This is a genomic window from Telluria sp. ZT3P26 (genome assembly GCF_059686035.1).
On sequence record NZ_JCASII010000001.1, the window covers coordinates 527,822 to 539,007 of the forward strand.

Below are 11,186 nucleotides of genomic sequence, written 5' to 3' on the forward strand. Positions count from 1 at the left end.
AATAAAGAAACTATTCGTGCGGCATTGATGCGTTTGCGCTCGGTGCGGCACCGCAACAAATCGTGTCAGCAGGCCACTATGCCAGCCGATCCATGCCCTTCGAGATCGCCTGCATCGACACCAATGGCAGGCGCACGACAAGGCGTGCGCCTTGTGTACGGGCACTGTCGATGACCAGCGTGCCGCCCTGCGCGGCAACTTGCTCCTGCTGCGTCGCCAGGCCAAAGCTGCCCGGTTTGCGTAGCGCCTGAGGAGTAAATCCGACGCCGTCGTCGCTGATGCTGAGTTCGAGCATGCCGTCCGTGCTGACCAGGTGCAGCTGAACGCAGCTGGCCAGCGAATGACGGCACACATTGTCGAGCGACTCTCGCAGCACGCGGTAGAGGCTCAGCAGGATGTCCTCATCGATCTGCAGATCGTCGAGATGCCTGTCCGCCTGGACGTCGCACGCAATGCCGCTTGCACGCGTGAACTTGCGCGCCTCGATCTCCAGCGTGGCCACGACGCCCAGCTCAAGGCCGGCAGGCCGTAGCTCGCCCAGCAGGTGCTTGACCGTGCGCAGCGTCTCGTCAATATTGCCCAGCGCCGCGCGCACCCAGTCGTGCAGGCGGCCATGGCGGTCGTCCGTTTGCTGGTGCAGTGTGACGATGTCGAGCCGCAGGGCCAGCAGGTTCTGGCCAAGGCAATCGTGGATCTCGCGCGAGATCCGCTTGCGCTCGGCCTCAGTGCTGGCGCGTTGGTGCGCCAGCAACGAATGCAGTTGCTGCTCGGATGCGCGTAGCGAGGCTTCGGAATGCTGGCAGGCGATGATCTTTTCGACCAGCGCCTGGTTGATGAGCATGTGCCCCTCGGTCAGGTGCCGCATGGACGCTTCGAGGCCGTCGTCGGCAACCACATCGGCATAGCGCGATGGCGCCAGCGGATCGCCTGGTTGGTCAGGTGCTTTGCTGTGACGATTGCGGAGTCGGGTTGCCATGGCAATCAGCGAAGGTTCACGCGCGAAAAAAGGAGGATTTTTCCTGCTACCTATTGTGAGACGCTAAGTATTTTGCTGACGCAAGTCAAGCGAAACCGATGGGAACGCACGCAAAATCACGCGCGCATGGAGGGTGCGAGCCGTAATCGCGGGCGGCAGGAACGGCGCACCATGCAGCTTGGATGGACTGGCGCTCGATAGGTTTGCAGGCGTGTTCGTCAAGCAGGCTGAAATCGATCTGGATCAAGCTTGCTGCCGGTTGATGGATCGTTGTTCAGAGCAATGAGATGGCCTTTGCCAGGTTGTCGCGCGCCTGCTGCTCCAGGCGTTGCGCGACGGCTGGCGTCGTGTAAATCTGTTCGCGGTCGAGAAAGCCTTGCAGCACGGCGCGGCGCTTGACGGCGTACACCTGCGGCGGCACCCAGACGTAATCGGCGCCGATCTGCCGCGTGTAGTCGGCAAAGCGGGCGGCGGGCGCGCCCAGGATGGCCAGGTCGATATCGACCAGCAAAGCCTGGTCCGGCGAGGCGGGCAGGGCGGTGTGGCAGGTGGCCATGATCAGGTCATGCACGCGCTGGCAGCGGGCCGCATCGACGCCACCGGCCGCCAATGCTTCGGTGGCCCAGTGCGCCGAGCGTGCTTCGTTATCGTGGGCTTGTACATCGTAGACGGCGTCGTGGAACCACAGGGCCAGCTCGATGTCGGCAGGCTGTTCGGCATGCATCCGCAGCGTGTCGAACAGCGTCAGGCATTCGGTGAGGTGTTGCTGGGTGTGGTAATGGCGCTGGGGTTCGTCCCACGCGCGCAGCAATTGCTCGCACAAGCCTGCGGGCGGGGCCAGGTTCAGGGCTGCCCAGGTTGCGAGCCAGCGCGCGGGCAGCAAGTCCATGGTTACATCAAAATCACATCGTACTGTTCCTGGTGATACCCCTTCTCGACCTGCAGCGAAATGCGCTTGCCGATGAAGTCCCCCAGCATGGCCAGGTGCTGCGATTCTTCTTCCAGGAACAGATCGATGACTTCCTGCGAGGCGACGATGCGGAACTCGCGCGGATTGAACTGCTTGGCTTCGCGCAGCAGTTCGCGCAGGATTTCATAGCAGATCGTCCGGCTGGTTTTCACCTGGCCCTTGCCGGAGCAGGCCGGGCACGGTTCGCACAGGATGTGGGCCAGCGATTCGCGCGTGCGCTTCCTCGTCATTTCCACCAGGCCCAGCGCCGAGAAATTACTCACGGAGACCTTGGTGCGATCGCGTGCCAGGGTTTTTTTCAGCTCGGCAAGCACCTGGTTGCGGTGCTCGTTGTTCTCCATGTCGATGAAGTCGAGGATGATGATGCCGCCCAGGTTGCGCAGGCGCAGCTGGCGCGCGATGGCGTGCGCCGATTCCAGATTCGTTTTGAAGATCGTGTCGGCAAAATTGCGTCCGCCCACGTAGCCGCCCGTGTTGACGTCGATGGTCGTCATCGCCTCGGTCTGGTCGACGATCAGGTAGCCGCCGGACTTCAGGTCGACGCGGCGCCCGAGCGCGCGCAGGATTTCTTCTTCGACGCCGTACAGGTCGAACAGCGGCCGCTCGCCCGTGTAGTGCGCCATGCGCGACAGCACGCTCGGCGTGTAGACCTGCGCGAATTCGACCAGTTTCAGGTAATTCTCGCGCGAATCGACCTGGATGGTGGCGGTTTCGTCGTGGACGAAGTCGCGCAGCACGCGCTGGGCCAGCGACAGGTCTTGATAGAGCAGGGTGGTCGGCGGCCGCGTGCGGGCGCCCTGGACGATGGCGCCCCAGGTCTTGCGCAGGTAGTCGACGTCGGCGGCCAGGTCGTCGTCCGGTGCTTCTTCGGCCATCGTGCGCACGATGTACCCGCCTTTTTCGTCCGGCGGCAACATGCCTTGCAGGCGCGTGCGCAGGCGTTCGCGCTCGCTTTCCTTTTCGATTTTTTGCGAGATGCCGATGTGCTGGTCTTGCGGCAGGTACACCAGCATGCGGCCGGCGATGGAAATCTGGGTCGACAGGCGCGCGCCCTTGGTGCCGATCGGGTCCTTGATGACCTGGACGGTCAGCACCTGGCCGTCGAACAGCAGCTTTTCAATCGCGGTCGGAGGGAGGTTGGCGCCGTCGTGGCTGCGTGCTTCCCAGATGTCGGCCACATGCAGGAATGCGGCGCGTTCCAGGCCGATGTCAATGAAGGCCGACTGCATGCCTGGCAGCACGCGCACAACCTTGCCCAGATAGACATTTCCCGCCAACCCACGCGTGAGCGTGCGCTCGATGTGCAGTTCCTGCACCGCGCCTTGCAAGACCAGCGCGACGCGTGTTTCCTGCGGCGTGATGTTGATGAGAATATCTTCGTTCATGGACCCTGCCGCACGTATTGTTCAGGGTGATCATGATACACGCTCACGGGGCATCGCCGGGGCGGCAAGGCGATCAATTCAGACCGTCAGGCCCGCCTTGCGCAGCAAACTGGCGGTCTCGAACAGGGGCAGGCCCATGATGCCCGAGTGGCTGCCTTCGATGTGCTCGATGAACAGTGCCGCCGGCCCCTGGATGCCATAGCCGCCCGCCTTGTCATACGGTTCGGGCGTGGCGCAGTAGGCGCGGATCTGTTCCGGCGTGAGTTTGGCAAAGCGCACGTTCGACACTTGCGTGATTTGCTCGGCCACGCGCTCGGCGTGCACGGCGACGGAGGTCAGCACCTGGTGCGTACGACCCGAGAGGCGCTCGAGCATGGCGACCGCTTCTCGGTTATCCGCGGGCTTGCCGAGAATCTCGCCATCGATCGTGACGGTGGTGTCGGCCGTCAGCACGGGACGCAGCGGCTGGCGCCGCTGCAGCAGCAGGTTGAAGGCAAACGCGCCCTTTTCCCTGGCAACGCGCGCCACATAGTGGTGCACGTCTTCGTCCGAGAGCACGTCTTCGCTGACGTCCACCACGCGGCCCGGATCACTGCGCAGCAACATCAGTTCGAAGTCGACGCCGATCTGGCGCAGCAACTCGCGCCGGCGGGGGCTTTTCGAAGCGAGGTAGATCTTGTTCTGGTTATTTCTCATCGATTCGGACGATCAGGCAAGCAGTCAGGCAGGTAAAGAATTACTGCAGAAGCAAAATTCAGACCCGGTGGTAAGGATGGTTCTGGGTGATCGACCAGGCACGATACAGCTGCTCGGCCAGCATGACCCGCACCATACCGTGCGGCAGCGTCATGCTGGAAATGCGGATCAAGCCCTCGGCTCGCGCCTTGAGCTCGGGATCGAGGCCGTCCGCGCCACCGATCAGGAAGGCCGTGTCGCGCCCGTCACGTTGCCAGGTTTCCAGCTGCTGTGACAGGCCGACGCTGGTCAGGTCGCGGCCGCGCTCGTCGAGCGCGATGATGCGCACGCCCTTGGGCAGGACCGCTTCGATGCGCTCGCGTTCGAGCGCCATCGCCGTGGCAGCGGTCTTGCTGCCGGACCGTTCGACCGGCTTGATTTCCTTGAGCACGATGCGCAGCTCGGGTGGCATGCGCTTCGTGTACTCGGTGAAACCCGACTCGATCCAGGCCGGCATCTTGTGACCGACCGCGGCAATGATCAATTGCATGGACGCTTACTCAGCATCCTTCTTGATACGACGGATCACTTTCTTGGCCGGCGCTTCGACTGCTGGCGCTTCTTTCGGCGCGGCAGCTTTCACGGCGCGCTTTGGTGGCTTGGCCTTGGTTGCTTCGACAGCGGCGGTCTCGGTCTTGCTCGGGCCGACCTTCACGGTCTTGCCGCTTGGGACAGCCTTGGCAGCGGCCTTCTTGGCAGCCGGCTTCTTGGCGGCGGCAGGACCTTCGGCAGCGATGGTCTTGGCGACGGTGGCAGCGCGCTTGGCGGCAGGCTTGCGTTCGTTGACCGGCTTGGCCTCGACCTTGTCCTGATTGGCGGCAAGGTGCTTCGACTTCGGCTTGGCTTCGTCGGCTTCAGCGCCTTCGGCGGTCGACTTGCGCTTGGCAGCACCCAGCTTGACCGGCTTCTCGCCCCAGATTTCTTCGAGGCGGTAGTACTGGCGAATGGCCGGCTGCATGATGTGGACGATGATGTCGCCCAGGTCGACCAGCACCCATTCACCGGTGTCCTCGCCTTCCATGCCGATGACGTCGCCGCCGGCAGCCTTGACCTTGTCGCGCACCGATGCGGCCAGCGACTTGGTCTGGCGGTTCGAGGTGCCCGAGACGACGGCGATGCGGTCGAACAGGCTGGTCAGGTGCGTCGTGTCGAACATGACGATGTCCTGGCCCTTGACATCTTCCAGGGCGTCAACGACGAGGGTTTGCAGTTTCTTGAGATCCATTAGTTTTTGTACAGGTTATGTTGTTGAATATAGTCTAGCACTTGCGCCATTGCGAGCGTGTTTGCGTCCGCTTCGTGGCCCGCGTGCAAGGCCGCACGAATGCGGCTTGACGAAATGTCGACGTCCAGCGTCGGTGCGAGGCAAACTTTTCCGTGGCTGCTTGCGCGCACGGTGTCGGGCGTCGCAAGGCGCGTCGACAATTCTTGTGCCACCGGTGGTGGCAATGTTTCTTGTGCCAGGTCGTACCCCGGGCGCGTGGCCACACCCAGGTTGGCCAGCGCGAACAGTTCGCGCCATTCATTCCAGGTATCCAGATTGCGCAGCTGGTCGGCGCCCATCAGGAATACGATCGAGACCTGCGGGCCGAGTTCCCGGCGCAGCGCGCGCAAGGTCTCCACCGTATAGGTCGGCGTCGTGCGTTCGATTTCCTGCAGGTCGAACACGACCTGCAGCTTGTCGTTGTTCAGTGGCCCGAACGCCAGTTCGAGCATCGCGATGCGATGCGCGTCGCCGGCTTCCATGCCGTTCTTTTGCCACGGGCGGCCGGCAGGCAGGATGCGCAGCTGGTCGGCCTGCAGCAAGCCGCAAAACAGCTGGCCCAGCGCGACGTGGCCGCGGTGCACCGGATCGAAGCTGCCGCCCAGCACGGCGATGCAGGCCGTCACGGCGCGAGCCAGTCCCGGTGCGGCAGGAAGTCGGTCGCCAGGCGCGCTTCCGGGCTGCCCGGCTCGGGCTGCCAGTCGTAGCGCCATTTCACGATCGGCGGCATCGACATCAGGATCGCCTCGGTGCGGCCACCCGACTGCAGGCCGAACAGCGTGCCGCGGTCCCACACCAGGTTGAACTCGACATAGCGGCCGCGCCGGTAAGCCTGGAAATCGCGCTCGCGCTCGCCGTACGGGCGGTCCTTGTGGCGCGCCAGGATCGGCAGGTAGGCGGTGGTGAAGCTGTTGCCGACGCTTTGCATCAGCGCGCACGACTGCTCGAAACCCAGTTCGTTCAGGTCATCGAAAAAGATGCCGCCCACGCCGCGCGCTTCCTTGCGGTGTTTCAGATAAAAATACTCGTCGCACCAAGTCTTGAAGCGCGGGTGCAGCGTCGGGCCAAACGGCGCCAGTGCATCGTGGCAGGTCTGATGGAAGTGGCGCGCATCGGCCTCGTCGCCGTAATACGGCGTGAGGTCCATGCCGCCGCCGAACCACCAGACCGGCTCTTCACCGGGCGCGGTCGCTTCGAAAAACCGCACGTTCATGTGCACCGTCGGCGCATACGGATTACGGGGATGCAGCACCAGCGACACGCCCATCGCTTCCCAGGCGCGGCCCGCCAGCTCCGGGCGCACGGCGCTGGCCGACGGGGGCAGGGCGGCGCCCATCACGTGCGAAAAGTTCACGCCGCCGCGCTCGAACACATTGCCTTCTTCGATCAGGCGCGAAATGCCGCCGCCGCCTTCGGGCCGTTCCCATGCATCGCGCAGGAACGGCTTGCCATCGACCTGTTCGAGGTCGTGGACGATACGCGCCTGGAGGTCGAGCAACCAGGCCTTGATGGCTGCGCTATGAAGGGATGGCATGGAACGATCGCGGTCGGGAAATGAAAAGAGCGCAGATTGTACACCTGTGCACGTGGTGGTTCGTTGTAAGGCGGTTGGTGCCTGAGGCTGTTCGGTGTGACTTGGGTTCCCGCCTGCGCGGGAACGACGTGCAAACATGCTGACGTGATATTCAAGGCGGCTGTCAGTCCGTCGTTCCCGCGAAGGCGGGAACCCAAGTTCAACCCCCGCTTACTTGATCCCGCGCCAGCCGATATCACGCCGGTACTGCGCGCCATTGAAGTGGATCTTCTCGACCGTTTCATAGGCGCGCTTCTGCGCCATCTTGACGCTGTCGCCCAGGCCCACGACGCACAGTACCCGGCCGCCACTGGCCTGCAGCGTGCCGCCCACGACGCGCGTGCCGGCGTGGAAGGTGACGCATTCGGCGACTTCCGGCGGGATGCCGTCGATCACGTCACCCTTGCGCGGACTGTCTGGATAACCGGCGGCGGCCATCACGACGCCCACGGCAGTGCGGCGGTCCCATTCGAGTTCGACCGTGTCGAGCGTGCCGTTGCAGGCGTGTTCGAGCACGGTGGCGAAGTCGCTTTTCAGGCGCGCCATGATCGGCTGGGTTTCCGGGTCGCCCATGCGGCAGTTGAACTCGAGCGTGCGCGGATTGCCGTCGGCATCGATCATCAGGCCGGCGTACAGGAAGCCCGTGAACGGGATGCCGTCACGCGCCATGCCCTGGATGGTCGGGTTGATGATTTCGCGCATCACGCGTGCATGCATCGACGGCGTGACGATCGGCGCCGGCGAGTAGGCGCCCATGCCGCCCGTGTTCGGACCCTGGTCGTGGTCCTTCAGGCGCTTGTGGTCCTGGCTCGTGGCCAGGGCCAGCACGTTCTTGCCGTCGCACATGACGATGAAGCTGGCTTCTTCGCCGGCCAGGAATTCTTCGATGACGATGCGCGCACCGGCGTCGCCAAAGGCGTTATCGGCCAGCATGTGGTCGACGGCGCCGTGCGCTTCTTCCAGCGTCATGGCAACGACGACGCCCTTGCCGGCCGCGAGGCCATCGGCCTTGATGACGATCGGCGCGCCGTTGGCGTCGATGTAGGCGTGGGCGGCAGCAGCGTCCGAGAAGGTTTCGTACTTGGCGGTCGGGATGCCGTGACGCTGCATGAACGACTTGGCGAAATCCTTCGAGCTCTCGAGCTGGGCTGCTTCGCGGGTGGGGCCGAAGATCTTCAGGCCGCGCGAGCGGAACAGGTTGACGATGCCGGCGGCCAGCGGTACTTCGGGGCCCACCAGCGTCAGCGCGATATGCTCGGCCACGACGAAGTCGGCCAGCGCCTGCGGCTCGTGCAGGTCGACCGTCACCAGGCGCGTGTCGAGCTCCGTGCCACCGTTGCCGGGGGCGACGAACACCGTTTGCACGCGTTCCGATTGGGCCAGTTTCCACGCCAGAGCGTGTTCGCGGCCGCCCGAGCCGACTACGAGAATTTTCATATTGCCTACCAGGTTATTCGTCGATCACGGCGTTGGTGAACACTTCCTGGACGTCGTCCAGGTTTTCCAGTGCATCGAGCAGCTTCTGCATCTTGATCGCGTCGTCACCCGTGAACACCGTTTCGGTCGCGGGTTTCATGATGACTTCGGCCACTTCGGCCTTGAAGCCGGCCGCTTCGAGTGCTTCCTTCACTGCAGCGAAGGCGTGCGGATCGCACAGCACTTCGAAGCCGCCTTCGTCGTCGGCCGCGACATCGTCGGCGCCGGCTTCGAGCGCCGCTTCCATCAGCTTGTCTTCGTCGACACCCGGCGCGAACAGGAACTGGCCCGTGTGCTGGAACATGAACGCGACCGAGCCTTCAGTGCCCATATTGCCGCCGTTCTTGCTGAACGCGTGGCGCACTTCGGCGACGGTCCGTACGCGGTTGTCGGTCAGGCACTCGACGATGATCGCCGCGCCGCCGATGCCGTAGCCTTCGTAGCGCACTTCTTCGTAGTTGACGCCTTCGAGTTCGCCCGAACCGCGCTGGATGGCGCGCGTGACGTTATCTTTCGGCATATTCGCATCAGCCGCCTTCTCGACTGCCAGGCGCAGGCGCGGATTGGACGGGATGTCGCTGCCGCCCATGCGCGCGGCGACGGTGATTTCCTTGATCAGGCGCGTCCAGATCTTGCCGCGCTTGGCGTCAGTTGCGGCCTTTTTGTGCTTGATATTGGCCCATTTGCTGTGTCCAGCCATGTCGAGAATTCCTTAGACGGTATGCAAGAGTGGCCGACATTCTAGCATAGCGCCCCCTTGCAAAAACGTCCAAGGGCCATCAAGCCAGGGGCGCGAATCGGCATGGAAACAACAGTCTGGCGCGCCGGCGCTTTCGCCGGCGACGGGCATGAATACGGTATTCTTGGTACACACAAAGGAGAACCGCATGCACGCCAAAGCAATCCGCATCGCCGCCAATGGCGGCCCCGAGGTGATGGAGTATGTCGATGTTGACGTCGGGGCGCCTGGCCCGGGCGAAATCCTGCTGCGCCAGCACGCGATCGGCCTAAACTTCATCGACGTGTACTTTCGCACCGGCCTGTACCCGCAACCGCTGCCCGGCGGCCTGGGCAAGGAAGGCGCGGGCGTGGTCGAGGCGGTGGGCGAGGGCGTGACCAATGTGCAGCCGGGCGACCGCGTCGCGTACGCCGGCGGGCCCAACGGCGCCTACGCCGATCTGCGGGTGCTGCCGGCCGCAGTCGTCGTCAAGCTGCCCGACGCGATTTCGTTCGAGACGGCAGCGGCCATGATGCTGCAGGGCCTGACCGTGCAATACCTGTTTCGATCGACCTATCCGCTAAAGGCCGGCCAGACGATCCTGTTCCACGCCGCAGCCGGTGGCGTGGGCCTGATCGCCTGCCAGTGGGCGCGCGCCATTGGCGTGCAGCTGATCGGCACCGTCGGCTCGAAAGAGAAAGGCGAACTGGCGCTGGCGCATGGCGCGGCGCACGTCATCAACTACAACGACGAAGACATCGTGGCGCGTGTGAAAGAAATTACGGGCGGGGCCGGCGTGCCGGTGGTGTATGACTCGGTGGGCAAGGACACGTTTGCCGCGTCGCTCGACTGCCTGCAGCGCCGCGGCCTGATGGTCAGCTTCGGCAATGCGTCCGGTGCCGTGGAACCGTTCACGCCCGGCGAATTGTCCCGGCGCGGTTCGCTGTACATCACGCGCCCGACCCTGTTCGACTACATGACCAACCAGCAGGACGCCGAGGCGATGTCGGCCGAGCTGTTCGAGATGGTCACGAGCGGCAAGGTGACCATTAACGTCAACCAGACCTTCCCGCTGGCGCAGGCCGCCGAGGCGCACCGCGCGCTGGAATCGCGCCGCACCACCGGCTCGACGGTGCTGCTGCCATGAGGGATACCCGGGACGAGTCGCCGTTCACACCGCCGTCGCGGCCGGCAAACGATGGTTCGCCGAAGTTCGGGCGGCTGCTGATGGTGCTGGTGCTGGCGTTGCTGCTGGTCGTGGCCATCACGTTCGGGTCGGAGGCGTATTTCAGCTGACGGCCCAACAACGTCATTCCCGCGGAGGCGGGAATCCAAGGGTGCCCGCGTCAAGACAACGCGAACAGTACTTGGGTTCCCGCCTGCGCGGGAATGACGTGGGGGGGGTATGCGCCGTTGGTGGTGCTCAGCGGCCCGGTTCCTTGGTCACCACCACCCGGCGCGCCATGCCCGACTGGCCAGGGAAGCCCTCGAACGCGCTTTGCACCAGCGCCGGCATGACTTCCGGTGTCGACATAGTGCGGCTCATGTTGTGCACGGTCACTTCGAACAGGCGCTTGCCGTCGCGCGACGACTTGATCGCCACCTGCAGCTCGCGCCGGTACTGGTTCTCGATCGACGTCTGGTACGACGGGTACGGGCCCCAGAACGGATCGTAGAACGGGCTGTACCAGCCGCCCCAGTAGCGGCGGTTGAATCCGCTGCGATAAGCGCCGTAGCCGAAGCGCGCGCTCGGATAGAAGTACGGCGTCATCAGCGGTTCGACCACGCGCACCGGCACCTCAGTGGTGGTGAAGCGCATCGCCACGGTCAGCGCCGGGGTGGCGCCGTTGGCATCGCGGAAGCCCTGGCGTGCCAGCTGGCCACGTACCAGGTCCTGGTAACTGCGCCACTCGAGGGTATCGTCCTGCGGCGACGGCACTTCAAACACATAGCTCTTGTCGGCAATCTGCGCCGGCCATTGGTGGAACGTCGTGACATCGCTGCGGATGCTCGTCGCGCAGCCGCCCAGCAGCAACGCAAATGCGGTACCCAGAGCGATCGTGATGAAGCGTTTCATGCAAATCTCCCG

General features: G+C 64.0%; 13 protein-coding genes. 2 read left to right on the forward strand and 11 right to left on the reverse strand.

Annotation, left to right across the window (positions count from 1 at the left end; all coding sequences use genetic code 11):
- Nucleotides 1–76 precede the first annotated feature (76 nt).
- From AC56LN_RS02355 to AC56LN_RS02400, 10 genes are all read right to left on the reverse strand, one after another.
- Complete coding sequence (locus AC56LN_RS02355) at nt 77–976, reverse strand: sensor histidine kinase (RefSeq protein WP_499569759.1); 900 nt, start codon at nt 974–976, stop codon at nt 77–79.
- Between the two features lie 274 nt (nt 977–1,250).
- Nucleotides 1,251–1,865, reverse strand: coding sequence for an HD domain-containing protein (locus AC56LN_RS02360; protein WP_499569760.1), 615 nt, complete (start codon nt 1,863–1,865; stop codon nt 1,251–1,253).
- Between the two features lie 2 nt (nt 1,866–1,867).
- The gene (rng, locus tag AC56LN_RS02365) at nt 1,868–3,331 is read right to left on the reverse strand and encodes a ribonuclease G (protein WP_332533154.1); all 1,464 of its coding nucleotides are present in this window, start codon (nt 3,329–3,331) and stop codon (nt 1,868–1,870) included.
- A gap of 78 nt (nt 3,332–3,409) precedes the next feature.
- Nucleotides 3,410–4,027, reverse strand: coding sequence for a Maf family protein (locus tag AC56LN_RS02370; protein WP_499569761.1), 618 nt, complete (start codon nt 4,025–4,027; stop codon nt 3,410–3,412).
- Nucleotides 4,028–4,085: 58 nt separating this feature from the next.
- Complete coding sequence (gene rlmH / locus AC56LN_RS02375; protein WP_183556438.1) at nt 4,086–4,556, reverse strand: 23S rRNA (pseudouridine(1915)-N(3))-methyltransferase RlmH; 471 nt, start codon at nt 4,554–4,556, stop codon at nt 4,086–4,088.
- 6 nt (nt 4,557–4,562) lie between these two features.
- A complete protein-coding gene (gene rsfS / locus AC56LN_RS02380; protein WP_332533152.1) occupies nt 4,563–5,291 on the reverse strand; it encodes a ribosome silencing factor in 729 nt (242 codons plus the stop codon).
- A complete protein-coding gene (locus AC56LN_RS02385) occupies nt 5,291–5,956 on the reverse strand; it encodes a nicotinate-nucleotide adenylyltransferase (protein WP_499569762.1) in 666 nt (221 codons plus the stop codon). Before AC56LN_RS02385 ends, rsfS begins: the two co-directional genes overlap by 1 nt.
- Nucleotides 5,953–6,864 carry an oxygen-dependent coproporphyrinogen oxidase gene (gene hemF / locus AC56LN_RS02390; RefSeq protein ID WP_499569763.1) on the reverse strand — a complete coding sequence of 304 codons (912 nt, stop codon included), beginning with the start codon at nt 6,862–6,864 and terminating at the stop codon, nt 5,953–5,955. Before hemF ends, AC56LN_RS02385 begins: the two co-directional genes overlap by 4 nt.
- Nucleotides 6,865–7,074: 210 nt before the next feature.
- Complete coding sequence (gene purD, locus AC56LN_RS02395) at nt 7,075–8,340, reverse strand: phosphoribosylamine--glycine ligase (RefSeq protein ID WP_332533149.1); 1,266 nt, start codon at nt 8,338–8,340, stop codon at nt 7,075–7,077.
- A 13-nt stretch (nt 8,341–8,353) separates the two neighbouring features.
- Nucleotides 8,354–9,079, reverse strand: coding sequence for a YebC/PmpR family DNA-binding transcriptional regulator (locus AC56LN_RS02400; protein ID WP_332533148.1), 726 nt, complete (start codon nt 9,077–9,079; stop codon nt 8,354–8,356).
- Between the two features lie 187 nt (nt 9,080–9,266).
- Here AC56LN_RS02400 and AC56LN_RS02405 point away from each other — a divergent pair, with 187 nt between their 5' ends.
- Nucleotides 9,267–10,244 (forward strand): quinone oxidoreductase family protein, encoded by a 978-nt coding sequence (locus tag AC56LN_RS02405; protein WP_499569764.1) that lies wholly within the window; start codon nt 9,267–9,269, stop codon nt 10,242–10,244.
- Nucleotides 10,241–10,393: a hypothetical protein gene (locus AC56LN_RS02410; RefSeq protein WP_499569766.1), complete on the forward strand. Its 153-nt coding sequence runs from the start codon at nt 10,241–10,243 to the stop codon at nt 10,391–10,393. The genes AC56LN_RS02405 and AC56LN_RS02410 overlap by 4 nt, the downstream gene beginning before the upstream one ends.
- Nucleotides 10,394–10,520: 127 nt before the next feature.
- Here the strand turns inward: AC56LN_RS02410 and AC56LN_RS02415 are convergent, their stop codons facing one another.
- Nucleotides 10,521–11,174: a DUF4136 domain-containing protein gene (locus AC56LN_RS02415; RefSeq protein ID WP_499569767.1), complete on the reverse strand. Its 654-nt coding sequence runs from the start codon at nt 11,172–11,174 to the stop codon at nt 10,521–10,523.
- Nucleotides 11,175–11,186 lie beyond the last annotated feature (12 nt).

Bases quoted from the DNA above. Each gene is read 5' to 3' on its own strand.
- AC56LN_RS02355 (WP_499569759.1), bottom strand. From the start codon at position 976: ATGGCAACCCGACTCCGCAATCGTCACAGCAAAGCACCTGACCAACCA.
- AC56LN_RS02360 (WP_499569760.1), bottom strand. From the start codon at position 1,865: ATGGACTTGCTGCCCGCGCGCTGGCTCGCAACCTGGGCAGCCCTGAAC.
- rng (WP_332533154.1), bottom strand. From the start codon at position 3,331: ATGAACGAAGATATTCTCATCAACATCACGCCGCAGGAAACACGCGTC.
- AC56LN_RS02370 (WP_499569761.1), bottom strand. From the start codon at position 4,027: ATGAGAAATAACCAGAACAAGATCTACCTCGCTTCGAAAAGCCCCCGC.
- rlmH (WP_183556438.1), bottom strand. From the start codon at position 4,556: ATGCAATTGATCATTGCCGCGGTCGGTCACAAGATGCCGGCCTGGATC.
- rsfS (WP_332533152.1), bottom strand. From the start codon at position 5,291: ATGGATCTCAAGAAACTGCAAACCCTCGTCGTTGACGCCCTGGAAGAT.
- hemF (WP_499569763.1), bottom strand. From the start codon at position 6,864: ATGCCATCCCTTCATAGCGCAGCCATCAAGGCCTGGTTGCTCGACCTC.
- purD (WP_332533149.1), bottom strand. From the start codon at position 8,340: ATGAAAATTCTCGTAGTCGGCTCGGGCGGCCGCGAACACGCTCTGGCG.
- AC56LN_RS02400 (WP_332533148.1), bottom strand. From the start codon at position 9,079: ATGGCTGGACACAGCAAATGGGCCAATATCAAGCACAAAAAGGCCGCA.
- AC56LN_RS02405 (WP_499569764.1), top strand. From the start codon at position 9,267: ATGCACGCCAAAGCAATCCGCATCGCCGCCAATGGCGGCCCCGAGGTG.
- AC56LN_RS02410 (WP_499569766.1), top strand. From the start codon at position 10,241: ATGAGGGATACCCGGGACGAGTCGCCGTTCACACCGCCGTCGCGGCCG.
- AC56LN_RS02415 (WP_499569767.1), bottom strand. From the start codon at position 11,174: ATGAAACGCTTCATCACGATCGCTCTGGGTACCGCATTTGCGTTGCTG.